The organism is Anaerococcus sp. Marseille-P3915, assembly GCF_900258475.1.
Lineage (GTDB): Bacteria > Bacillota > Clostridia > Tissierellales > Peptoniphilaceae > Anaerococcus > Anaerococcus kampingae.
On the sequence record NZ_LT984888.1, the window covers coordinates 117,004 to 141,908 of the forward strand.

General features: G+C 37.1%; 25 protein-coding genes. 18 read left to right on the forward strand and 7 right to left on the reverse strand.

The annotated features are described in order from the left end of the window. Positions 1-113 precede the first annotated feature (113 nt). Both C8269_RS08280 and dcm read left to right on the forward strand, forming a co-directional pair. A complete protein-coding gene (locus C8269_RS08280) occupies positions 114-1,583 on the forward strand; it encodes a Sau3AI family type II restriction endonuclease (RefSeq protein WP_106461253.1) in 1,470 nt (489 codons plus the stop codon). A gap of 11 nt (positions 1,584-1,594) precedes the next feature. Beyond that, positions 1,595-2,854: a DNA (cytosine-5-)-methyltransferase gene (gene dcm, locus C8269_RS08285; protein WP_106461254.1), complete on the forward strand. Its 1,260-nt coding sequence runs from the start codon at positions 1,595-1,597 to the stop codon at positions 2,852-2,854. 287 nt (positions 2,855-3,141) lie between these two features. On the opposite strand, the gene C8269_RS08290 is transcribed toward dcm, so the two are convergent. Then, positions 3,142-3,795, reverse strand: coding sequence for an MgtC/SapB family protein (locus tag C8269_RS08290; RefSeq protein WP_106461255.1), 654 nt, complete (start codon positions 3,793-3,795; stop codon positions 3,142-3,144). Positions 3,796-3,871: 76 nt separating this feature from the next. Further along, positions 3,872-5,548, reverse strand: coding sequence for a Na/Pi cotransporter family protein (locus C8269_RS08295; protein ID WP_106461256.1), 1,677 nt, complete (start codon positions 5,546-5,548; stop codon positions 3,872-3,874). A 307-nt stretch (positions 5,549-5,855) separates the two neighbouring features. On the opposite strand from C8269_RS08295, the gene mnmE reads away from it, so the two are divergent. From mnmE to ftsH, 16 genes are all read left to right on the forward strand, one after another. Beyond that, a complete protein-coding gene (gene mnmE / locus C8269_RS08300; protein WP_199792191.1) occupies positions 5,856-7,220 on the forward strand; it encodes a tRNA uridine-5-carboxymethylaminomethyl(34) synthesis GTPase MnmE in 1,365 nt (454 codons plus the stop codon). After that, on the forward strand, positions 7,210-9,105 hold the full coding sequence (mnmG, locus tag C8269_RS08305; protein WP_106461258.1) for a tRNA uridine-5-carboxymethylaminomethyl(34) synthesis enzyme MnmG: 1,896 nt from the start codon (positions 7,210-7,212) through the stop codon (positions 9,103-9,105). Before mnmE ends, mnmG begins: the two co-directional genes overlap by 11 nt. Next, a complete protein-coding gene (rsmG, locus tag C8269_RS08310; RefSeq protein ID WP_106461259.1) occupies positions 9,098-9,730 on the forward strand; it encodes a 16S rRNA (guanine(527)-N(7))-methyltransferase RsmG in 633 nt (210 codons plus the stop codon). The genes mnmG and rsmG overlap by 8 nt, the downstream gene beginning before the upstream one ends. Before the next feature lie 27 nt (positions 9,731-9,757). Then, on the forward strand, positions 9,758-10,549 hold the full coding sequence (locus C8269_RS08315; RefSeq protein ID WP_106461260.1) for a CPBP family intramembrane glutamic endopeptidase: 792 nt from the start codon (positions 9,758-9,760) through the stop codon (positions 10,547-10,549). A 90-nt stretch (positions 10,550-10,639) separates the two neighbouring features. Then, a complete protein-coding gene (locus C8269_RS08320; protein WP_106461261.1) occupies positions 10,640-11,848 on the forward strand; it encodes a CinA family nicotinamide mononucleotide deamidase-related protein in 1,209 nt (402 codons plus the stop codon). Continuing rightward, positions 11,826-12,686, forward strand: coding sequence for a ParA family protein (locus C8269_RS08325; RefSeq protein ID WP_106461262.1), 861 nt, complete (start codon positions 11,826-11,828; stop codon positions 12,684-12,686). The genes C8269_RS08320 and C8269_RS08325 overlap by 23 nt, the downstream gene beginning before the upstream one ends. Further along, positions 12,683-13,618 carry a ParB/RepB/Spo0J family partition protein gene (locus C8269_RS08330; RefSeq protein WP_106461263.1) on the forward strand — a complete coding sequence of 312 codons (936 nt, stop codon included), beginning with the start codon at positions 12,683-12,685 and terminating at the stop codon, positions 13,616-13,618. The genes C8269_RS08325 and C8269_RS08330 overlap by 4 nt, the downstream gene beginning before the upstream one ends. Next, positions 13,611-14,171 carry a cyclodeaminase/cyclohydrolase family protein gene (locus C8269_RS08335; protein WP_106461809.1) on the forward strand — a complete coding sequence of 187 codons (561 nt, stop codon included), beginning with the start codon at positions 13,611-13,613 and terminating at the stop codon, positions 14,169-14,171. Before C8269_RS08330 ends, C8269_RS08335 begins: the two co-directional genes overlap by 8 nt. Further along, a complete protein-coding gene (locus C8269_RS08340) occupies positions 14,168-14,641 on the forward strand; it encodes a DUF4446 family protein (protein WP_199792192.1) in 474 nt (157 codons plus the stop codon). Before C8269_RS08335 ends, C8269_RS08340 begins: the two co-directional genes overlap by 4 nt. Positions 14,642-14,717: 76 nt before the next feature. Beyond that, positions 14,718-15,743: a phosphate acetyltransferase gene (pta, locus tag C8269_RS08345; RefSeq protein WP_106461264.1), complete on the forward strand. Its 1,026-nt coding sequence runs from the start codon at positions 14,718-14,720 to the stop codon at positions 15,741-15,743. A gap of 62 nt (positions 15,744-15,805) precedes the next feature. Continuing rightward, a complete protein-coding gene (locus tag C8269_RS08350; RefSeq protein WP_106461265.1) occupies positions 15,806-17,191 on the forward strand; it encodes a DUF1538 domain-containing protein in 1,386 nt (461 codons plus the stop codon). Between the two features lies 1 nt (position 17,192). Continuing rightward, positions 17,193-17,789, forward strand: coding sequence for a P-II family nitrogen regulator (locus tag C8269_RS08355; RefSeq protein ID WP_106461266.1), 597 nt, complete (start codon positions 17,193-17,195; stop codon positions 17,787-17,789). A 9-nt stretch (positions 17,790-17,798) separates the two neighbouring features. After that, entirely contained in the window at positions 17,799-18,107 is a 309-nt protein-coding gene (gene trxA / locus C8269_RS08360) for a thioredoxin (RefSeq protein ID WP_106461267.1), read from the forward strand. Next, the gene (locus tag C8269_RS08365; RefSeq protein ID WP_106461268.1) at positions 18,107-18,964 is read left to right on the forward strand and encodes an NAD(P)/FAD-dependent oxidoreductase; all 858 of its coding nucleotides are present in this window, start codon (positions 18,107-18,109) and stop codon (positions 18,962-18,964) included. The genes trxA and C8269_RS08365 overlap by 1 nt, the downstream gene beginning before the upstream one ends. Positions 18,965-19,060: 96 nt before the next feature. Beyond that, positions 19,061-19,531: a MarR family winged helix-turn-helix transcriptional regulator gene (locus tag C8269_RS08370; protein WP_106461269.1), complete on the forward strand. Its 471-nt coding sequence runs from the start codon at positions 19,061-19,063 to the stop codon at positions 19,529-19,531. Continuing rightward, on the forward strand, positions 19,528-21,546 hold the full coding sequence (ftsH, locus tag C8269_RS08375) for an ATP-dependent zinc metalloprotease FtsH (protein ID WP_106461270.1): 2,019 nt from the start codon (positions 19,528-19,530) through the stop codon (positions 21,544-21,546). The genes C8269_RS08370 and ftsH overlap by 4 nt, the downstream gene beginning before the upstream one ends. Before the next feature lie 237 nt (positions 21,547-21,783). Here ftsH and C8269_RS08380 read toward each other — a convergent pair whose 3' ends face one another. The 5 genes from C8269_RS08380 to larE are packed head-to-tail and all read right to left on the reverse strand — an operon-like array spanning position 21,784 to position 24,859. Continuing rightward, positions 21,784-21,984, reverse strand: a complete 201-nt coding sequence (locus tag C8269_RS08380) for a DUF4177 domain-containing protein (protein ID WP_106461271.1) — start codon at positions 21,982-21,984, stop codon at positions 21,784-21,786. Between the two features lie 29 nt (positions 21,985-22,013). Beyond that, a complete protein-coding gene (gene larC / locus C8269_RS11075) occupies positions 22,014-22,379 on the reverse strand; it encodes a nickel insertion protein (RefSeq protein ID WP_267895199.1) in 366 nt (121 codons plus the stop codon). 41 nt (positions 22,380-22,420) lie between these two features. Beyond that, positions 22,421-23,263, reverse strand: a complete 843-nt coding sequence (locus tag C8269_RS11080; RefSeq protein ID WP_106461273.1) for a LarC family nickel insertion protein — start codon at positions 23,261-23,263, stop codon at positions 22,421-22,423. A 1-nt stretch (position 23,264) separates the two neighbouring features. Next, the gene (larB, locus tag C8269_RS08395; RefSeq protein ID WP_234025867.1) at positions 23,265-24,023 is read right to left on the reverse strand and encodes a nickel pincer cofactor biosynthesis protein LarB; all 759 of its coding nucleotides are present in this window, start codon (positions 24,021-24,023) and stop codon (positions 23,265-23,267) included. Beyond that, positions 24,020-24,859 carry an ATP-dependent sacrificial sulfur transferase LarE gene (gene larE, locus C8269_RS08400; RefSeq protein WP_234025868.1) on the reverse strand — a complete coding sequence of 280 codons (840 nt, stop codon included), beginning with the start codon at positions 24,857-24,859 and terminating at the stop codon, positions 24,020-24,022. The genes larB and larE overlap by 4 nt, the downstream gene beginning before the upstream one ends. Positions 24,860-24,905 lie beyond the last annotated feature (46 nt).

Here is a 24,905-nt window from a genome sequence, read left to right on the forward strand (position 1 = left end):
AATGCTATAGATGATTTTATAAAAATCTAAATTCTGATATAATTAATGTTAAGATGATAATTTTATTTCAGCTAGAATTAACAAGAAAGTTTTTGAACTAATTGGAGAATATTATGAATAAGTTATTTGATGAATCAGATCCAAAATCAATAGAAAATTATGCTAAAAAATTAATAGGATATAGTTTTTCAGATGTTATTTATAGTGTCTCAAATAATGAATATGATTATAACATGCTAGTTGATTATTATAAATCACCTTATGGAAAAGGGTCATTGGGTAATTTACTAGAAAGATTATATTTCTTTTATCAACCCAATAGTGATTCAAGACCAGATTTTCCGGAAGCGGGTGTAGAGCTTAAAGTAACCCCATATGAATATACCAAAAAAGGCGATATAAAGGCTGGTGAAAGACTTGTAATAACAATGATACCTTTTGATAGGCCTTTAAATAATGATATAATGCAGTCACATTTGCTTTCAAAATTAGAGTTGATATTATTTATTTTCTATTATAGAAATAAAGAACTATTAAGAACCGATTATAAAATTGGTTATGTGAATTTATTTCATATGCTTAGTGAAAAAACTAAAGAAGATTTTGAAATTATAAAAGATGATTATAAAAAAATAATAGATAAAATAAAAGCTGGAAAGGCGCATGAATTATCTGAAGGAGATACATTATATTTAGGAGCTTGCACAAAAGGTGCTACAGCTAAATCTAGTTATAGGAGTCAATATTATAGCAATATACCGGCAAAGAGTCGAGCTTTTTCTTTAAAACAATCATACATGAAATATGTTTTAAATCACTATATATTAAATGAAGTCGAAACATATGAAAGGGCTTTTGCAGAAGAAGAGATAGAGAATTCTGACTTTGAAAGCTTAGTACTTAATAAAATTAATAAGTATGTAGGTTATAAAGTTGAAGATTTATATAAAGAGTATAATATTAAATCTGGAACGAAATCTAGAAATCACTTACTTCTTATGAGGATTTTGGGAGTAAATACAGATAATGCCCAAGAGTTTGTCAAAGCTAATATTCAAATTAAAACAATTAGAGTAAAAAACAGCGGAGTATTAAGAGAGCATATGTCTTTTCCTAATTTTGTTATAGAAGAATTTATAGATGAAGACTGGGAAGAATCGGAAGTATATGAATTATTTTCTCAAACAAAATTTATTTTTGTTGTTTTTAAAGAAGATGACAATGGTGATGATATTTTGATGGGAGCTAAATTCTGGACTATGCCTATTTCAGACTTAGACAATGAAGGTAAGAAAGAATGGCGAATGTTCCAAGATAAATTTATATCTGGTATCAACTTTGAAGTAAAAGAAACCAATAATGGTGATTATAGAATAGATAATGACATACCAAAAGCGAGTCAAACAGAAATATTTCACGTTAGATTACATAGTAGTAATACTGGATACGTAATTGATGGTAAAAGGTATGGTAAGGGAAAAGATTCAGATATGGATACCTTACCAAATGGAGATAAAATGACTAAACAATGTTTTTGGCTGAATAAAGATTATGTTAAAAATCAAATTGATGATTTAATATAGAAAGAGGATAGATGAAACTTAGTGTAGTAGAGTTATTTGCAGGCGTTGGTGGATTTAGGGTTGGCTTAAATGATATTAAGTCGTTTGATTATGAAACGGGCCTTGCAATTGAAAATAGAGATTGGGATTTTGTGTGGGCAAATCAATTTGAACCAGCATATAAAACCCAAGATGCATATGAATGTTACGCAAAAAGATTTGGTAAAGAAGATGTTTCGAATCTTGATATAAATTTAGTTAATAAAAAAACAATACCAGACCACAATCTCCTTGTTGGCGGTTTTCCTTGCCAAGATTATTCTGTAGCAAGGTCATTATCAAATGAACAAGGTATAGAAGGTAAAAAAGGTGTTTTATTTTGGCAAATTAGAGATACCCTGATTGAAAAAAACACCCCTTTTGTACTTCTTGAAAATGTTGATAGACTATTAAAATCTCCTGCCTCTATGAGAGGAAGAGATTTTGCTATAATGTTAAAAACCTTGGATGATTTAGGTTATAACGTAATTTGGAGAATGATTAATGCAGGAGAATATTCTATGCCACAAAAAAGACGTAGGGTATTTATATTTGCCTTTAAAAATGATACAAAATTCTCTAAACAATTAATCGATAAGGAATTAAATGAAATTCTTAAGGATAATTTTATTAATAGATTATTCCCTATAAATATGGAAGAAAAAAATAATAAATTGATAAGATTAAAAGAATATAAAGATATAGCAGATGTTTCAGATAATTATAAAGATGGGAAATTTTTTGAAACAGGGGTTATGATTAATCAAGAAGTCTTTACAAGTGAATTAGAACCTATAAGCGAAGAAATTTATCCACTTAGCAAAGTTCTTATGGAAGCTAATTATTATAATTTAGCCGACTTATCAGCTTATGTAGTAGAAGATGAAAAACTAGATAAATGGAAATATCTAAAAGGATCCAAAAGGATTGAAAGAACTAATAAGAATGGTCATAAGTATTTTTATAGTGAAGGTTCAATGTCATTTCCTGAAGATATAAATTCACCAGCTAGAACTATGCTTACAAGCGAGGGAACTTTAAATAGATCATCCCATATAATATATGATGAAAATATTAAAAAATATAGGATTTTAACAGAAATTGAAGCTGAATTAATACAGATGTTTCCACCAAATTGGACAAATACAATGCCAAAAAGAAAAAGATATTTTATGATGGGTAATGCTCTAGTAACAGGAATTATCAATAGAATGGAAGCTGATTTAAGAGAAATAATATTAAGTGAAAATTAATTATAAAATTTTTATTAAAAATAAAAGACAAGGCAGTAGGTGCGAACTACTGCCTTTTTTAATGTCTTGATTCTCATGGAGAATCGCAATCTTTCTTTTCCTTGATATGGGTCAAGGGCTTTTTTGATTTAAGAGGTGGCTTCTCTTGCTTTTATTATATATAGAATTGCTTATATTTCAAATTCTCTACCATATGGTCCAACATATTGACTTAAAAAATTAGATTTAGCTGCTAAGTTAACAAAAGATTTTAAAAAATATCATAGAGATTAATTATTACTTTTGTGCTAAAATATATCAAACTTCTCCACATGAAGGTCGTTTTCTAGGAAGGTTATGAAGTTGTTTAGCTCTTCCTTATCTTTTGGGTAGATGTTGAAGTTTAGGATGAATTTGTCATCTTTAAATCTTAGGTTGTAGCCTTTTTTGTGGAAGTTGTTTTCTTCGACGTAGGTGTCGATTTTTTCTAGGATTTTGGAGTCTTTTGATTCTATTAGGGCGGTGTATTGGGTGTGTCTTTGGAAGATTTCTCCTTTGAACATATAGGATTGGAAGAAGACTATGAAGCCTGTGGCTATGATTCCTATAAAATACATACCTGCTCCAAAGGCCATGCCTATGATGGATGTGGTCCAGATGCCTGCTGCTGTGGTGAGTCCTGTGACGCCGTAGTTTTTGACGAAGATTAGGCCTGCTCCTAAGAATCCTACTCCTGATACTATTTGGGCTGCGACTCTTGCTGCGTCGAAGTGTTTGACGTCGTAGAAGCCGTATTTGGAGATTATCATGGCAAGACACGCTCCTAGGCAGACTAGGGTGTGGGTCCTAGATCCTGCTGATTTATTTTTGTTTTCTCTTTCTGTTCCTATTATGAAGCCTGCTGCCAGGGCGAGTGTCATTCTTGCTAGGAGGTAGAGGTTGAAGATATATGATTTGTCCATGGTGCCTTCCTTTATTTTTTAATGAGAAAATTTTCTAATAAGAAAAGCTTGAGTTTTTGCTCAAGCCTTTTGTTTTTTAGTTTTCACCTTCTATATGGTAGCCGGTGTGAGTTTTTACTGGTTCTACTGTTAGTCTAGCTATATTGTAGGCGTGGTCTCCGATTCTTTCCATGGTTGATAGGATGTCGTTGAATACGTAGCTTGCCATTGTTGTGATGTCTAGACCTTGTTTTAGTCTCTTGTAGTGGGACTTTCTTAGCTTTACTTCCATTAGGTCAAGGGCGGCTTCGTCTTCTTTTAGCTTGTTATATTTGGCTAAGTCTTTTAGCTCGAAGACTTCTACTGCGCTTGCTATGTTGTTTATTACTAGATCGTAGATTTCGTTTAGGTCTGCTACCGCTTCTTCATTGTAGGATGAACCTGATTCTAGGATTTCGTTGAAGTATTCTGCTAGGTTTTCTCCTAGGTCTGATATTCTTTCGACGTTGATTTGGACTTGTAGGTAGGATTGTAGCTCTGCTTCTATGTCTACTGGAGCCTGGTTTTGGGCAAAGTTTAGTAGGTAGGCTTGGATTTTGGTGTCCATATCGTTGACCATTGACTCAGCTTCTTTGACTGTTTGGTAGTATTTTTTGTCTTTGGTGTTTAGGTATTCCTTGCTGGCCTTGATTGTTTCTAGGGCTACTACTGATTCCTGGATGATGGCTGTCCTTATTTGATCTAGGGCTGCTGCTGGGAATTTTTCGATTAGCATTTCATCAAGTTCTAGGTTGCCTAGGTCGGTTAGGATTGAATCCTTGCCTGGTATTATGTGTCTTAAGAGCCTTGCTGTTTGGCTGATTAGTGGCAAGAAGACTACCATACCTATGAAGTTGAAGGTGAAGTGTCCTACTGCTATGGTCATGAGCTTGTTGGCTCCTATTGCCCCTGCTATGTGCTCTACTAGTATTTTGTATGGGTTTAGGAAGATTAAGAAAATCAATGATACTGACACATTAAAGAGAATGTGAAAGAGTGATGTTCTTTTTGCTGATAGGGATCCTCCCAGACTTGCTAGTATTGCTGTGATACAAGTACCTATGTTTGCACCAAACATGAGGGCTAGGGCGACGTTTAGGTCGATTGCCCCTGATGCAAAGAGGGACTGGGCTATACCGATGAAGGCTGATGATGATTGGATTAGGGCTGTAAGGGCCGCACCGATTATTACTGCTATTATTGGGTTTTGGGCCATATTTGCTACTACATCTTCAAAGCCTGGCACATCCTTTAGTGCTGTGAGAGATCCTCCCATCATTTCTAGACCTATGAATAATAGGCCAAAACCTACTAAGATTTCTCCTATATATTTATTTTTTCTTCTGGCTGAGAACATGAAGATACCTACACCGATTAGGGCTATGAAGTAGGCGAAATATCCTAGATCAAAACCGATTAAGATTGATGTGACTGTGGTACCTATATTTGCTCCAAGGGTTATACCTATGGCTTGTTCTAGGCTCATGATGCCTGCTCTTACGAAGCTTATGGCTATTACTGTTGTTGCTGATGATGATTGGATAAGTCCTGTTATAAAGATTCCGACAAAGACACCCTTGATTGGATTTGAGGTGTATTTTTCTACATAGCCTCTTAATTTTGGGCCTGCAAAGTTGGTAAGGGCATCACCCATTAGACTTATACCAAATAAGAATATGGCTAGCCCACCTGCGATTAGGTTCCATTCTAGGCTAGACAGTGACGATAATTGCATATTTCCTCCAAAAAAAATTTTGCGATTTTCGCTAAGGACTTTTGAATCTGGTCCACTAAATAAAAAATGTTTAGATTATCTTAATAAACTATACTTCTAATATATCATAATTTAGCCCTAAAACCAAAGATTTTATCAAATTTTTTGATAAGAATTCATATTTTTTTAAAAATTCTTTACAAAGGGCTTGTTTCTATGATTTATAAGTCCTATAAATGTTGACAAATTCCTATTTTCTATTATAATCCTTATGTTAAAGACCACTAGTCAAAGTAGTGGATAATCACTAATTTTATAAGGAGGAATGATGGCAAGTACAATAGCAGCTATATCTACTCCAGCAGGGACTGGTGGGATATCAATTGTCAGAATGAGTGGGGATAAGTCCCTAGAGATTATTAATAAGATTTTTAGGCCAATTAATAAAAGGCCAGTTGACCCTGATAAGGACAATAGGTATTTGCGTTATGGAAATATCGTAAATAAGGATGGGGATGTTATAGATGAGGTGATGGTGGCCTTTATGAAGGGGCCAGGCACCTATACTAGGGAAGATGTGTGCGAGATTAACTGCCACGGGTCTTTTATTTCTGTAAGGGAGATTTTAAACCTATTATTAGATGAGGGTTGTGACCTTGCAGAGCCTGGTGAATTTACCAAGAGGGCCTTTCTTAATGGAAGGATTGACCTTTCCCAGGCTGAGGCTGTTCTTGATATAATTAATTCGACCAATAAGCTTTCAGCAAGCCAAGGTATCAGCCACTTGCAAGGCTCTCTTAGTAAGAAGATAGAAGATATTAGAAATGACCTAAAGGAGGGCCTTGCCCGTCTAGAATATTCTATTAATTTTACTGAAGATGGGGAAGATTTGCCTGTGTCAGATATAGAAGCTTATTTGATTAAGGCTAAGGATAAGATTGATGAGCTTTCCTCAACTTCTAATAAGGGAAAGCTGCTAAAAGATGGCATAAATACGACAATTATCGGTAAGCCAAATGTGGGCAAGTCTTCTCTTATGAATGTCCTTCTTGATGAGAACAGGGCTATTGTTACGGATATACCAGGTACAACTCGTGACCTCATTACAGAATATATTTCCCTGGGAGACTTTACCCTTAAGATAAACGATACAGCAGGTATTAGGGATACTGATGATTTGGTTGAAAAAATCGGAGTTGATAAATCAATCGACTTGGTAGATAAGTCTGACCTTATCCTTGCGATTTTTGACCTATCTAGGGATTTTGATGAAGAAGACCAAAAAATTTTAGACCTTATCAAGGATAAGAACGCTATAATTATCCTCAATAAGACTGACCTTGACCCAGTTTTTGATGAAAAAGTTTTTGATCTAAATCTACCAATCATTAGGACTTCTATGACCGACCTTTTGGGTATAAAGGAATTGGAAGATACAATTAGAGATATTTTTGATACCAAGGATTTAAATAGGGAGTCAGTCCTTATTACCAATACTAGACATGAAAGGCTCCTAGCTTCTGCTAGAGAAAAGCTTGCTTCATCCCTTCACGATATGCAGATGGGAGTGCCTATAGATGCTTGTGAGGTGGACCTATCTTCTGCCTATGAAGATCTGGGTCTAATAATTGGTGAGAGTGTATCAGGAGAGATAATGGATAAAGTATTTAAGGAGTTTTGCGTTGGAAAATAGAAAATATAAGGCTGGGTCCTATGATGTAGTAGTCGTTGGGGCTGGCCATGCAGGATGTGAAGCGGCGCTTTCCGCAGCTAGACTTGGAATGAAGACCCTAGTCCTTACCACATCTATGGAATCAGTGGCAGATATGCCTTGCAATCCAAATATAGGTGGTACAGGCAAGGGCCATATAGTAAGGGAAATTGACGCCCTGGGTGGAGAGATGGCAATAAATATCGACAAGACCTTCATCCAATCAAGGATGCTCAATACATCAAAGGGACCAGCAGTGCATTCGCTAAGGGTCCAGGCTGATAAGAGACGCTATCACGAAGAGATGAAAAAGGTCCTAGAGGATGAGCCAAACCTCGATTTATTTGAGCAGGAAGTAGATAAGATTAATTACCAAGACGGAAAAATTGTTTCATGTGAAACAGTTCAAGGGGCAATCTTTGAAACAAAGGCTCTTATAATTTGTACAGGCACCTACCTTAATGGAACAATATTAATCGGTGATTATGCTAAAGTAAGTGGTCCTCATGGCTTATCAGCAGCGACTTACTTAAGCGATTCCTTAAAGGAAATGGGATTTTATATCCGCAGATTTAAGACAGGAACACCAGCTAGAATTCATAGGTCTTCCGTAAATTATGAAAAGACTACAGTCCAAGCGGGCGATAGCGAAGTAATACCATTTTCCTTTATAAATGAAGGCAAGGACTTTTCTGATAGGCAGCAAGAAAATTGCTTCCTTACCTATACCACAGAAAAGACCAAGGAAATCATCATGGATAACCTTGAAAGGTCACCAATTTATGGGGGCAAGGTCAAGGGCATTGGTCCTAGGTATTGTCCGTCAATTGAAGATAAGATGGTAAGATTCCCAGATAGGGATATCCACCAAGTCTTCATCGAACCAGAAAGCCTTTCGACAAATGAGATGTATGTTCAAGGGGTATCTTCATCCCTTCCACAGGAGGTTCAGGAAGAATTTTACAGGACAATTATCGGTCTTGAAGATGTAAAGATAATGAGACCTGCCTATGCTATTGAATATGACATGATCGATACCAGACAGCTAAAGAGAACCTTGGAATCAAAAGATTATGAAGGACTTTATTTTGCAGGCCAAATCAATGGCTCATCAGGATATGAGGAAGCTGCAGGCCAGGGTCTTGTGGCAGGAATCAACGCAGCCCTTAAGATAAAGGGTGAGGATGAATTTATTCTAGATAGGTCAGATGCTTATATAGGGGTCCTAATTGATGACCTAGTCACAGAAGGAACTAACGAGCCTTACAGGATGATGACTTCAAGATGCGAGTACAGGCTCACCATGAGACAGGACAATGCCGACCAAAGATTATCCAAAAAGGGCCACGACATAGGCCTTGTATCTGATGAACGCTATCAAAAGATGCTTGATAAGAGGGCTATGATAGAAAATGAGATTGATAGGCTTAAAAACGTCCACATCACTCCAAAGGATGAAACAAACAAGGCCCTAGAAGAAATGGGTTCTACTGTTCTTAATAAGGGCCTAAGCCTATATGAGCTTATAAAAAGACCTGAAATCACCTATCAGATGACAGAAATTTTTGACCAAGAAAGGCCAGACCTTCCTAAGTATATAAAAATCCAAGTACAAACAGAAATCAAATACGAAGGATATATCAAAAAGCAAATGGCAGATATAGAAAAATTCAAAAAGCTAGAAGGTCATAAATTATCAGCAGATATCGACTACAGCCAAATAAAGGGCCTAAAGAAAGAATCGGCAGAAAAGCTTAACGAAATCAAGCCAGAATCAATCGGACAAGCTTCTCGTATATCTGGAGTAAGTCCAGCTGATGTTAACGTGCTTTTGATTAGACTAAAGACAGGAGAGCTTTATGGATAAGAAGTATCAAATCTATACAGACTATCTTTTGGAAGTCAATTCCCACACCAACCTTACAACAATCACTGACCCCGCTGAAATTGAGCTTAAGCATTTTAAGGACTCCCTTACAGTCATAGATTATATTAAGGAAGGCGATAAGGTCCTTGACATAGGTGCTGGGGCTGGTTTTCCTGGTATACCACTAAGGATTGAAAAGGACTTTGACCTTACTCTCATAGATTCTGTGAACAAAAAGGTCAACTTCATGAACGAAGTAATAGAAAAGCTTGACCTAAAAAATGCCAGAGCCATCCACACCAGAGCAGAAGATTTTGCCAAGGACCATAGGGAGAACTTTGACCTTGTCGTATCCCGTGCTGTGGCAAATATGGCAACCCTATCTGAGCTTTGCCTGCCCTTTGTCAAGGTCGGTGGACTTTTCATTGCTCTTAAGGGGCCAAAGGCAGATGAGGAAGTGGAAAATGCAGCCAATGCCCTAGAGATTTTGGGCGGGGAGGTGATAAAAATGGAAAAGCTTGACCTTGATGGCAATGAAAGGGTAAATGTCATTGTCAAGAAGGTAAGATCTTGTAAGAAAAGCTACCCAAGGGGACAAAATCTCCCAAAGAGAAAACCCCTTTAGTGTTTCATATGAAACAAAGGAGTCTAAATGAAATTTTTAAAATCATTCCTTATTATAGTATTATTTCTAGCCTTTAATATAATAATAGATGCTCTCACAAGTGTCTTTATCCCTGGTCTTATAGCAGTCTTAAAATCAGGAGACTTCCTCCAGTCGGCTAACTATTTGGTTTATGGGCTCTTGGCAGGCCAATTAGTAAAGCTTACCATCCTTGCCATATATATGGACAAACGTGATAAGACATTTTATAGAAATTTTACTCAAAGATATATAAAAAATGAAAAACTTGAAAGGCCTCTAAGATTTGTAGGAATCGGCTTAGGTACTGTTGGCTTTGGTCTACTCTTAACGAATATTATAATGAAGGCAATGGCGGGTACAGAACTTCTTACATCAGCCCTCAACCTTATGGAAAATGCCTTTAATGCTCAGACAAATCTTGATGGTCTAGTATTAATACTTACAGTTGCAATTGGGGCACCAATAGTCGAAGAGCTTCTTTTTAGGGGAGTCCTCTTTGAAGAGCTTAATAGGCATGTTTCTGTAAAGACAACAATCTTTCTAACAGCATTGATTTTTGGTTTGTATCATTTTAATATACTCCAGTCCCCAAATACCTTTGTTATGGGTTTGGTACTGGCATGGACCTATTATAAGACTAGGTCAATAAAGGCTTCTATTATAATCCACGCTACAAATAATATTCTAGCCTTGATTCCGATAATCGACCAAGGTCTTAGCCCAATAGGCATTGGTATTTATATAATATTTATGGTCATAGGAATATATTCACTTACAACACTTAGGCAAAAGGCCTAGGTGTTTTTTGTTTCACAAAATTAGATTTTATAAGCTTATGAAGTAAAATATAAGTATAAAAGTTTCACGTGAAACATTAAGGTGGTTATAATGAAAGCTATAATTTATTCGGTAGGTACAGAAATCCTACTAGGATCAATACTAGATACAAATTCTAAATTTATTGCAGAAAGGCTCCAGGACCTGGGCATAAATTTATATAAGATGGAAACCATAGGTGATAATCCGGATAGACTTTATCAAGGGCTTAAGGAAGCTGATGGGGTCTATGACTATATATTTATAACAGGTGGCCTTGGACCGACAGAAGATGACATTACAAAAGAAGTGGCAGTAAAAGTCTGCGGGCTTGAAGATGAGATGGTTCTTGACCCATATTCCTATGAAGAACTTAGGAGATATTTTGAAAATAAAAATAAGGCTATGGAAGTTAATAGAAAACAAGCCGTATTTCCTAAGTCAGCAGTGATTTTAAAAAATACCCAAGGGACAGCACCAGGTTGCATCTTAGAATCAAAAAATAAGTCTAAGTACATACTTATGCCTGGGCCACCAAACGAGATGAGAAATATGTTTGATAAAGAAGTAACACCGAAACTTGCGACTGATAGACTAATAAGGTCTATAAATTGTAAGATAGGACTTCTCGGTGAATGGGATGTGGCAAGTAGAATTGACCTAAGTGGATCTGATCCAACCATAAGCCCTTATGCCAAGACTAGCGGTGTAGAGCTAAGAATAACCGCATCTGCTCCAGATGAAGAAAGCTTGAATAAGTCTTTAGAAAGAGGTCTTAAGAGTGTGAAGGATGCCTTCCGAGGCCTAGTTATAACTACTGATGATAGGGCTCGTGAATCAGTCTTAATAGATGAGCTAAGAAATAATAGAGAGACAGTCTCAACTGCTGAATCAATAACGGGAGGCTTAATTGCAAGCTCTATTATAGATATAAGCGGGGCAAGCGATGTGCTTAAGGAATCCTTTGTGACTTATTCTAATGAAGCCAAGCATAGAATATTAGGTGTTTCATATGAAACAATCGATAAGTACGACGTGGTTAGCAAGGAAGTTGTAAGCGAAATGCTTGATGGACTTGATTCTGACCTAAGAATAGCCACATCTGGCTATGCCCATTTGGGAATAGCCTATGTAGGAGTCTCCTATAAAGGAAAAAAATATATAAGGCAGGTAAAGGTCAAGGGCGAACGCAACAAGGTAAGACGTGTGTGCAAGAATAAGGCCATTGACATGAGTATTTTAATAGTAAGAGGTGTATATGAAGATTATATCAGTTTTTAATCAAAAGGGAGGAGTAGGAAAAACTACTACAGTTGTAAACCTAGCAGTAGCCCTTGCCTACCTAGACAAGAAGGTTTTAGTAATAGATATGGATCCCCAAGCCAATGCCACAACAGGTTTGGGCATAGATAAAAATAAGGTTGAGACATCTATCTATGACTTATTTTATTTTACAAGTCCTGAAGATGATAAAGCAGAAGTAACCGAGGGTGACATAGCAGAAGATAATACTGAAGAAGAAAAGACAGTTGAAGAAAATACAGAAGAGTCTTTAGAAAATATAGATAAGTATATAATAAAGACAAAATCTGGAGTAGACTTAATTCCTTCAGAAAATTCTCTTTCAGGTCTTGAAGTTGAGCTTGTAGAGCTTGATCCAGTAGAAAGAACCCAGAAGCTTAAGACAATTTTAGCTGCTATAAAGACCGAGTATGACTTTATCCTCATAGACTTACCACCTTCACTAGGACTCTTATCAATAAATGCTCTAGTAGGATCAAACTCTATAATTATTCCAATACAGACAGAATACTATGCTCTTGAGGGAGTAAGCGAACTTATGAATACTTTTGAGCTTGTGAAAGAATCTCTAAATAAGGACTTATATGTAGAAGGAGTCCTCCTATCTATGTTTGATAAGAGGACAAAACTTGCTTATGAAGTAGTTGAAGAAGTAAAGAAATATTTCAAAAATAGGGTCTTTATGACAATGATACCTAGAAATGTAAAACTTGCTGAAGCACCATCCCATGGCAAGTCAGCGGTAGAATATGATCCAAAAAGCCAGGGAGCTATGGCCTACATCAGCCTAGCTCAAGAAATATCGGAGGACGTATGAATAAGAAAAGAAGCCTAGGCAGGGGCCTATCATCTCTTATACCTGATGCTAAAGATACAAATCATGAAGGCAGGATAATAAAGGTCTCTCTTGATAAGATTAAGGCTAGGGAAGGCCAGCCAAGAAAAACTTTTGACCAAAAGGGTCTGGAAGATTTGGCAAGGTCAATAAAGGAATATGGCCTTTTAAATCCAATAAGCCTATCAAAAGCTGGTGACCATTACGAAATTCTAGCAGGAGAGCGTAGGTATAGGGCAAGCCTTCTAAATGGAGCTACTGAAATAGAAGCCATAATCAAAGACTATGAAGATAAGGATATAGAAATTTTATCACTTATAGAAAATGTCCAAAGGGAAGATTTATCTTCTATAGAAGAAGCCACAGCTTACAAGAAGCTTTATGAAACATATAACTTAACCCAAGATCAGATAGCAGAAAAGATGGGTAAGTCCAGGTCCTATATAGCAAATACCATGAGGCTATTAAAGCTAGAAGATTCTGAAAAAGAAGCTCTAAATAAGGGTGAAATTTCATCATCACAAGCCAGAAGCCTTCTTTCTTTAAAAGATGAGGATGATAGAAAAAAGGCTCTTGAAGATTATAAAAATAAGAAAACTGTCGTAAGGGAAGTAGAAGAACTATCCAGAGCGAAGGCTGATAAGCCTAGCAAAGAAGAAAGTCCAAAAACTATAGAAAACGAAAAGCACAAGGGTAAATACCTAGACCTAAGCAAGGATACTAAAGATACTAAGGAAGAAAAGCTACCAAACCTTGACCAACTCCTCTTTGATGACTTTGAAGAAAAATTCATGGATAAGCTTTCAACCAAAGTATCTATAAAGAAGGATAAGGATACTTATAGGCTAGTAATAGATTGCTATTCTATAGAAGATTTGGAAAATATTTATAAGAGGCTTGGTGAAGATGATTAATTCTTATTCGATTGAGAAACTCTTAGGAGAGATTAGAAGGCCAAGTGCTAACCCAGGCGGTGGAGCTCTTGTAATAATGATTGCTAATATGGCAGTAAATCTAATCTTTATGATGGATAAGAAGGACTACGGGGCTAAGAATGATCAGGCAAATGTTTCACGTGAAACATTAAATCATATCTCAGACCTACTAACAGACCTTGCTGATGAGGATATAAAATATGCGACAATCTTGGTGGATAAGTGCATAAAGGAAAAAAATGTCGATGAAAAATATTTTATAGATGCTGCAAGGCCACAAATTAAGCTAAGTACCCTAATCTTAGAGGCTATGAAGCATTTAGGATTTTTTCTAGAAAATGGAAAATCTTATACAATTTCAGATGGGGAGATTGCAAATATCCTCCTTAAGGCTGCAATTGATGCAAGCCTACCAACAATTGATATAAATTTAAATCAAACAAATTTTAAGTATAATATAGATGAAGTAAAAAATGAAGCTGAAAAGCTTTATGAAAAAAATCTAATTATTATAGAAAGAAGGAAATCTTGACAGGATTATATATAGGAATGGGATGCTTGGCACTTGTTGTAGTCATACAATTTGCCATGATTAAGTCCCTACAAAATAGAACACGAAGACAAAAACAAAGATACGATCACCTCCTAAGAGGTAATGACCCAGATGTAAACATAGAAGAGCTATTAAATAGGCTAAATGACCAGATAGAATCATCCCACAAGGAGCTAAAAAATATAAATAAAACAGCAGCAGATGCAAAAGATACAATAATGGGCGCTGTAAGCAATATGTCTACAGTTCACTTCGATGCCTTTGAAGGACAAAGCAGGGAACTTTCTTTCTGTTTATGTATGCTTGATAATTTTCATAATGGAATTATCCTAACTAGTCTATATGGAGATAACACTTCAAACGTCTATTTAAAGGAAGTTGTAAGCGGTAGGGCTAGGGAGGAATTATCTGAGGCTGAAGAAGAGGCTTTAAAAAAGGCTAAAAGATAAAAAATAACTAGCAATTTAATATATTTTACAATATAATATTAGTAATAAAATTAAGTATAAAAATTAGGAGGACTTAATGGCACAAGTAGGTATTTTAGATCAAGCGATAAAAACTATAGAAGGAAAAAACCTTACCATTGTCTTACCAGAAGGTAAAGACGAGAGAGTTTTGGAAGCAGCTATTAGACACCAAGAAGAAGGTTTATTACAACCAATCGTATTAGGTGACCAAGGAGAAATCCAAAAAACAGCCGACAAATTAGGCAAGAGCATATCTAATATAAAGATATTAAATCCAGAAACATTTGAAAAATTTGATGAATTGGTTGATTCTTTTACAGAAATTAGAAAAGGAAAAATCGACAGAGAAGAAGCAGAATTTATCCTAAGAAGAGATTTAAACTACTTCGGTGTTATGTTAGTTAAATCTGGTTATGCAGATGGTCTTGTATCAGGTGCAATCCACACAACAGCAGACACTATTAGACCTGCCCTACAAATTATCAGAACCAAACCTGGTCAAAAGAGAGTATCAGGTGTTATGGTAATGTTAGGACCAAATGGAGAACAATTAGTATTTGCAGATACTGCGGTTAATATAACACTAGAAGCTGATGAGCTTGCAGAAGTTGCAGTAGAAACAAGCCACACTGCTAAATCATTTGGTATCGACCCATATGTAGCACTTCTATCATTCTCAACCCTAGGCTCTGCTCACCATGACCTAGCTACAAAGGTTGCAAGAGCTACAGCAATAGCAAGAGACCTTGACCCAGAATTAAGAGTAGAAGGAGAAATCCAATTTGATGCAGCAATAGATCCAAAAACAGCTGCTAATAAGGCACCAAAATCAGATGTAGCTGGTAAGTGTAATGTATTTATCTTCCCAGACCTACAAGCAGGAAACATCGGTTATAAAATAGCACAAAGACTTGGCGGTTACAAAGCCCTAGGACCAATACTCCAAGGACTAAATGCACCAGTTAACGACCTTTCAAGAGGTTGTTCAGCTCAAGATGTATATGAAATAGCTATTATAACAGCAATGCAAGCATCAGAAAGAGCAAGAGAAGCAGCAGAAAGAGCCGCTTCAAGCAAATAAGAAAATATATAAGGGCAATCTTTTTGGATTGCTCTTTTTTTATAAACATTTAAAGAAGAAAGGTGAGGATTATATTTTTAGAAGAAATTAAAAACACATCCAAGTCCGTAATACCCATAGCCATCCTAGTAGTGGTCCTGAACCTCTTTGTGGGAGTGGAAGCTAAGCTACTAATCAACTTTCTTATAGGATGTGTGGGAGTAATTCTTGGCCTGGGAGTATTTCTAACAGGAGTAGAGATTTCAATTTCAGAAATTGGATCTATGATGGGAGATTTTATAGCAAGATTTGATAAGATAGCAAAAGTGGTTATCTTTGGTATTTTTATTGGCTTTACAATTTCAGTTGCAGAACCTGATTTGCTGATTCTTGCTAATGAAGTAACAAGTGCTGTGGGAATTCCTGCCCAAATTATTGTTATGATCATATCTTTGGGAGTGGGAATGATGATTTCCCTAGGCTTATTTAGGATATTTAAGGAAATAAGCTTATCAAATATGATGTGGGCATTATATATTACAGTCTTCGTCCTAATGATATTTACAGATGATGTGGGTCATGCAATTGCCTTTGATGCATCAGGGGCTACAACAGGAGCTATGACCACACCCTTTATAATTGCCCTAGGCCTAGGGGTGGCATCCCTTAAGGGCGAGAGGACTGAGGATGATTCCTTTGGCCTAGTAGGTCTTGCATCAACAGGTCCTATACTTGCAGGACTTATCATGAGTTTATTTTCTAAGGGAGGAGATGTCCTAATCGAAGAAGCTGCTCATAGGTCGGCCCTATATAGTGGTTTTATTAATTCTACCTTTGCTATAGTGCCAATTGCTCTCGTCTTTTATATAATGAATTTTTTATATTTTAAGGTAGAAAAAGATGAGCTCAGAAGAATCAGCATAGGAATGCTTTATACCTATCTTGGCCTTATAGTATTTTTGACAAGTGTTGAAGGCGGCTTTATGGAGCTTGCAAGAGTCATGGGCGAAGGCCTTGCCGATTCCAAATTCCTCCCTCTAATAGGTTTTGTACTTGGGCTTTTGGTAGTCTTGGCAGAGCCAGCCGTATCCGTTCTTGCCGAGCAGGTAGAGGATGTAACTGGTGGTTCTATACCAAGGAAAAATATCCTAGTAGCCCTATCTATAGGGGTTGCCTTTGCGGTGATGCTTGCCATCTTTAGGATAAGAATCGATGGTTTTGCCCTATGGATGCTAATTGTACCAGGCTTTTTACTTTCCCTAATCCTATCAAGGAGGGTTGACCAAATCTTTGTTGGTATAGCCTTTGACTCAGGCGGGGTAGCCTCAGGGCCAATGACAGCCACCTTTATTTTGGCCTTTTGCCAGGGAGTTGCTGGAAATATAGCTGATGGCTTCGGGGTAATCGCCTTTGTAGCCATGATGCCGGTTTTGACCATTATGATAATGGGTAACTTATATAGGAGATAAGATGCAATTTTTAAGAATAGTTCTTCCGAGAGGGAAGGGATCAGGATTTATGAAAATTCTACAAGACCATGGGGCAAGTGCTATTTCATGTTTTTATGGAGAAGGATCAGCACCAAGCCACATCCTAAATTCCCTAGCCATTGATAAGACCAAGAAGGAAGTAGTGGTCGGTCTAATAGAGGAAGATATAGCAGGTAAAATTATTGAGAAAATTTCAGATAAGCTTAAGTCTGTAAATACAGCTATAGCTTATTCAACAGCTTTAGAGGGAGAAAATAAGATGGAATATGTATGTTTGTATGTCATAGTGGATAGACATATGGGCCAAAAAGCCATCCACATAGCTCAGGATAATGGAGCAAGGGGTGCAACTGTCATCCATGGCAGGGGCGCAGGAGAAGAAATAAAGGGCAGGATATTCTTTAATATGAATATAGAGCCTGAAAAAGACATGGTAGTAATGCTAATTAAAAAAGACCTTGAAGAAAAAATTACAGCAGAAATATATAAGCAGATGGATTTGGAGGAGGCTGGAAAGGGTATAATATATTCTGTACCAGTAAACCACGTAGCAGGACTAGTGGAACAAAACAATTAAGGAGCAATAATGAAACAATTAGATACATTTGAATTTAGAGAGCATGTAGAAAATGGAAGTGGCCTTTGCCTAGTAGATTTTTCTGCGACTTGGTGTGGCCCATGCAAGATGCAAGCACCAATCCTTGAAGAATTGGCAGATGAGGTTGACTACAAAATATATAAGCTAGATGTGGATGAATCTAACGAAATAGCTGCCCAATACAATGTAAATGCTGTACCAAGCCTATTTATTTTTAAAGATGGAGTCCTAAAACAAAACCTAGTAGGTTTCCATACAAAAGATGCCATCGTAGAGGAAATGAGTAAATTCATATAATGAGATATGACATTGCAATAATCGGCGCAGGTCCTGCAGGACTTAGCGCCGCTTTAAATTCTAAGGTGAGAAACAAGTCAGTAATAATTTTTGGGACCGATTCAAAAAAAATTACACAGACTAGGTCCATCAGAAATTACCTGGGCTTTGGGGAAATAAGCGGCAAAGACTTAAATGAAAATTTCAAAAAGTCCCTTGCAGGATATCCTATAGAAAGGTCAAGTAAGAGAGTTAAAACAGTCTATGCCATGGGCAAGTATTTTGCTCTAGAGATAGAAAATGGTGATATGATGATAGAAGCATCATCTGTAATAATTGCCACAGGCATAGAGCTTGCAAGAGATTTAGAAAATGAAGAGAAATTCTTTGCAAGGGGTGTCAATTATTGTGCAACTTGCGATGCAGCCCTCTACAGAGGCAAGAAAGTCGTAATTATAGGCTATAACCAAGAGTCTATTGAAGATGCAAATTTTACATCAGAAATAGTAGAAAAAGTGACCTTTGTTAACATGACAAAAAAGGAAGTAAAACTTAACGATTCTATAGAGGTTATAGAGGGAGAAATCCCATTAGGCTTTGAAGGAGAAAATCATGCAGATAAGCTCATCTTTAAGTCTGGTAGGGAAATTGAGGCTGATGGATTTTTTATAATAAAAGACTCATCCAAGCCTGAAAGACTTATCCCATCGATAAAGCTAGATGGAAACCACATCCTGGTAAATAGGGACCTTGAGACAAGTATCAAGGGGCTTTTTGCAGCAGGAGATATCACTGGCAAGCCTTATCAAATAGCCAAGGCTGTAGGTGAGGGCCAGATAGCAGGCCTTAATGCAGCAAGCTATCTTTCAAGCTTATAAGACTCTCTATGATATTAAATGTAAAATATAGACTTTTTATAAAAAAGCAGTTTAATATAGGTAGTGAAAACACTGTAAAAAGAAATGGAGGAGAACGTGGCAACAGAACACATAGATTTTTTTGAATTTAACAATACAATCTTCTCTTTGATTAGAGAGATTTCACATAAAATAGACCTACTATTGACAGAAACAGCAAATAAGCTAGATCTAACACCCCTACAGATTAAGATCATAATCGCCCTATTTTCAAGTGATCAAGACGTATCCATAGGCAGTCTTGGCAAGACCATAGGAGTAACTGGGGGCAATATCTCAAATATTTGCAAAAAATTAGAGAAAAAAGGCTTTGTTGTTAGAAAAAGAAGCGAAGCTGATGAAAGAGTAGTAAACGTTGAGCTAACTGAAGAGGGAATCAAGGCAAGCCATGTGGTTGGCGAATATTTTGATAAAATCAGAAAAGATTTCCCAGATGATATGGTAGATTTAAACCTTGAAACCATAGTCTCAGAGCTTAGAGAATTAGACGTATTACTTGATAAGTATATATCAAGGAGAAGTATATGAATCAAAAAGGAAAGAAAAATAGACCCTTAATCTACTATTGGATAGGGGCTTTAATAGTATATTTTATTTTTAGTTTCCTCTTTAATCCGATTGCCAAAAACGACGGAGCTAAAGAAGTAAACTACAGTCAATTTGTATCAATGATCGAAAATGATCAGGTAACAGAAGTAAGCAAGGATAATTTAAAATACACCTTCAAGGCTAAGGTAGATGGCAAAGAAAAAACCTACCAAACAGGTCTTTGGGAAGATACAGACCTAACAGAAAGACTCCTTGCAGCCAAAAAAAGAAATGATAAGCTAGAGTTTGGCAAAGACATAGAAACAAGGATGAACCCTTACCTAGCAGTCTTCCTCCAAAGTATCCTTCCGCTTATCTTTATAATGGTAATCTTCTACTTCGCATCAAGGTCTTTATCAAAGACTATGGGTGGCAGAGGTGGAGCTGATTTCATGAACTTTGGCAAGTCCAATGCTAAGGTCTACATGGAAAATGAAACAGGCAAGACCTTTAAGGATGTGGCAGGCCAGGAAGAAGCCAAAGAAAGCCTAAGCGAAATAGTAGACTTCTTGCACAATCCTAGGAAATACAAGGAAATTGGAGCTAGAGTTCCAAAGGGAGTTCTCCTAGTAGGCCCTCCAGGAACAGGTAAGACCCTCCTTGCCCAAGCAGTAGCAGGTGAGGCCAAGGTGCCATTCTTCTCTATATCAGGATCTGAATTTGTAGAGATGTTTGTAGGTATGGGAGCATCTAAGGTAAGAGACTTATTCAAGCAAGCCAAGGAAAAGGCCCCATGTATAGTCTTTATAGACGAGATAGATGCCATAGGTAAAAAGCGTGATGTTTCAGGATATTCAGGCAATGACGAACGTGAACAAACCCTAAACCAACTCCTAAACGAGATGGATGGTTTTGATGCGACAGAGGGAGTAGTATTACTTGCTGCAACCAACAGACCAGAAATCCTAGACCCAGCCCTAAAAAGACCGGGAAGGTTTGATAGGCAAGTCCAAGTAGAACTTCCAGACCTAAAGGGCCGTGAAGACATCCTAAAAGTCCACGCAAAGAAAATTAAAAAAGAAGAAAATATAGACTACGAAGAAATAGCAAAAAGAACTGCCGGAACATCCGGAGCAGACCTTGCAAATATAGTAAATGAAGGTGCCCTAAGAGCTGTAAGAGAAGGCAGAAACAAGCTAAGCCAAGAAGACCTAGAAGAATCAATCGAAACAGTAATAGCAGGAATGCAAAAGAAAAATGCTGTAATTTCAGATGATCAAAAGAAAATCATAGCCTACCATGAAGTGGGCCATGCCCTAGTAGCAGCCATCCAAACCCACAAGACACCAGTCACAAAGATAACCATAGTCCCAAGAACAGGCGGGGCCCTAGGTTATACCATGACAGTAGATAAGGATGAGAAATATATCATGACCAAGCAAGAGCTATTTGATGAAATAGTAACCCTTGCAGGAGGTAGGTCAGCAGAAGAGCTAATCTTTAACACCAAGACAACAGGCGCCTCAAATGATATAGAAAGAGCTACAGCTATAGCTAGAAACATGGTCACAATCTATGGTATGGATGAAGACTTTGACTTCATGCAACTAGAACAAATCCAAGGCCGCTACCTAGGTGGTCAAAGAGCCATGATAGTATCAAATGGTACAGGCAATAAGATAGATGAAAAGGTAGGAATAATAATAGCAAATGCTCACATGAGAGCTATAGAAATCCTAAAAGATAACATCGACAAACTCCACGAAATCTCAGACTTCTTATTAAAAGAAGAAACCATCACAGGTGAAGAATTCATGGAAATCCTAGAAGGAAAGAAAAATAAAGAAGTAAGCGAAGAAAAAATCGCAGACAATACTGATGTAGATGTCAAAGATTTAGAAGATTCTAAAGAAACAAAAGAAGAAAATCCACAAGAAGCCTCAAAAGAGGATGAAAAAGTGGAAGAAGATAAGGAAAATAAGAGATTTATAGACTTATCAGGCGATGAAGAATAAGAAAAACCGGCCATTTGGTCGGTTTTTTATTGGGTAAATATATTTATAATGATTTATACTTTTTGAAAATTAAAAAGGCCAATAGATTTTTCCCTGCGATTACTTTATTTCCTTATTCGAGATAGGGGAGAAGCTCTTAGATTTTTTAGAAAATAATTTTTAAGAAAATATTTCATTAAAAGAGAAATATAGACAAGCAAAAGAGCTGGAATCATCTACCAGCTCTTTTTGCTTGTCCTAATCATTAACCTTGAAAACCAAAGTGTAATTAAGAAAAGCATAGGATGACCATTTTTCATTGGTTACTGGGACTATCTGAACGAGTTCCCAGCCTTCCTTTGCTTTTTCATTGATGATTTCCTTGCACTTTTCAAAGGTGTCTGTTTTTCCTGCCTTAAGGCCGCCCTCAAAAGGGACTTCGATAAATTCGTATCTCATAAGCTGCCTCCTAGTATTTTTATACCCACTTATAGGGATTTTAGGATGTCGTAGGCTTCTTTTAGGGAGATATTTTGATCTTTTGCCAGGGTCTTGGCGGATTCGTATTCTGGATAGGTGAAGATTTTATCTTTATAGCTAACTTGCTTTGCAAGGTAGTCCTTGCCCTTATAAGAGATTTTGATAATTTCCCTATCTAAAACTGTCCTGTCTAGGTCAAATTTCCTTACACCGATGCTTGTGGTTTGGGTAAAGATTATATCTTCTATAGCTTCTTCATCCTCTGCCTTATAAATTACTGATAATTTATAGGCTGGGCGGTTTTTCTTCATAAAGATTGGAGAAAAGTAGCAATCAAGTGCCACTTCTATAATTTTTTCTAAGGTGAATGCCAAAAGCTCCCCGCTTTGGTCATCTATATTTGTTTCAAGCAGTTTTACAGTTTTTTTTTATCTATTTCAATTTCCATGACCCTAAGGATATTGGTTGATTTTTCAAAGTCTTTGTTGCCAGCTCCTAGGCCGATTTTTTTGATTTTAAAGCTTGTTGGGGCTTTTTTATAGAAATATTTGACTATGGCAGCTCCAGTTGGAGTGATGTGCTCGCCTTCTTCTCCTATAAAATTAAGATTTATATCTGAATCAGCTAGGATATTTGCCACAGCTGGAACAGGTATTGGCATTGGGCCGTGGGCACACATTTGGTAGCCGGAACCCTCATAGAGGTCTGAGAAGTAAAGATTTTCTACTCCTAGGTCGTCAAGAAGGATTGCTACCCCTACTATATCTATGATTGAATCAACAGCTCCGACTTCATGGAAGTGGACCTCTGTTTTATCAATGCCGTGGGCCGCAGCTTCTGCATCTGCTATTATATCAAAGATACCGAGGGCATTTTTCTTGATATTATCATTGAGGTCTGAGCCTTCTATGATTTTTCTAATATCCTCTATATTTCTGTGGACGTGGTCGTGAGAATGGCTATGATCGTCATGATGATCGTGGTCATGTTCATGTTTATGGTCATGGTCATGATGGTGGTCATGGTGATGGTCGTGATCGCCATGATGATGATCATGGTGGTGACCTTCTAGGATCACATCAAAATTATAGGCATCTATGCCATTTTTCTTGGATCTCTCAAAGACAAGTTTGTAGCCATCAAGCTTTAGAGATTTGATGCCTTCGACTAATTTTTCCTTGCTAGCTCCCAAATCTAGGAGGGCTCCTATGGTCATGTCTCCTGCTATGCCTGAATACATTTCAAAATAAAGGTCCATTTTAATTTCCTTTCGCTATTAATTTATTTATCTGACAGGCTGCGTAGGATGCTCCGTAGCCATTGTCTATATTTACAACGCTAACTCCCTCTGCACAAGAATTTATCATGGAAAGAAGGGCGGTGATTCCGCCAAGATTTGCCCCGTAACCAACTGAGGTTGGGACAGCTATGATTGGCTTATCTACAAGGCCTGCAAGGACTGTAGCTAGGGCTGCTTCCATGCCGGCTATGGCTATTATAACATTGGCTTTTTTAATTTCTTCTATCTTATCTAGGAGCCTGTGAATGCCAGCAACACCCACATCTGTGTAGGTTTTAACCCTTGCTCCCAAAAATTTTGCTGTAATTTCTGCCTCAAGGAGGACTGGCAAATCGCTTGTGCCTGCACAAACTATGGCAATTTCACCGATTTTCTCTTCTTCCTTACTAAAATCTAGGGAGATAATCCTTGCAAGTTCGTTGTAGGTGACATCATCTACCTTGGCCTTAACTAGGTCAAATTGGTCTTTGCTTGCCCTGGTTCCTATTACAGATTCTTTTTTCTTGGCAAAGGCTTCAAAAATTCTTACCAGGCTTTCATCATCTTTTGATGCACAATAGATGGCCTCAGGAAAGCCCCTTCGAGATTTTCTAGAAAAGTCTATCTTGACAGCATCGCCTACATCTTCATAGCCCTTGTCATTTAGGATCTCAAGAGCCTCTTCATCGCTTATCTTGCCTTTTTTTATGTCATCAATTAGTTTTTTCTTATCAATCATAGGCTGTACTTATCCTTTTCTTCCTTGGAGAGATTTATATCCATTGAACCAGACCTAAAACCCTCCATATCAAGGCATACATAGGAATACCCGAGGTCTTTTAGTTTTTTAACAACAAGGTCATATTCCTTAAAGAACTTAGGGAAGTCTGCCTTTTCTATTTCAAGCCTTGCAAGGTCATCGTGGTCCCTTAGTCTAAATTTTTCATAGCCAAGACTTCTTATAAAGCCTTCTGCCGTCTCTAACCTATCTAGATTTTCTTTTTTTATTTCTGTCCCATAAGGAAATCTTGTCAAAAGACAAGGGGCCGATGGTTTTTTGGCTACCCTAAGATCAAGTTCTTCTGCAAGGCGTCTGACATCTGCCTTAGAAAAGCCCGCCTGATTTAGGGGACTTATTACACCCAAATCTCTTAGGGCCATAAGTCCTGGCCTATAAACCTTGTGATCGTCTGTATTGGTCCCATCGACAACAGCCCCATAACCTTTCTCTTCCCTTAGCTTTAGGGCTTCGCTAAAGAGGGTTTTCTTGCAATGGTAGCACCTGTCCTTGGCATTGTGGGCGATTTTCTCATTGGTGAGTATGTCAACCTCCCTTATAACTAGGTCCACACCCATTTCTTTGGCTAGCTTTATGGCATTTTCCTCTTCTTCCTTTGTGGTGGACAGGGCCTTAAAAAACATAGCCCTAACATCGTTTTCACTTTCCCTATAAAGGCTTGCAAGTTTCATGATAAGGGCTGAATCAACTCCACCAGAAAAGGCGAGGATAAATTTATCTTTTAAGAGGTCTTTGATAATTTTTATTAGTTTCTCTTTTTTTTCTATATAATTCATAAGTATCCTTATTAAAAAAATAATTAAGCCATATTTTTTGAAAAAA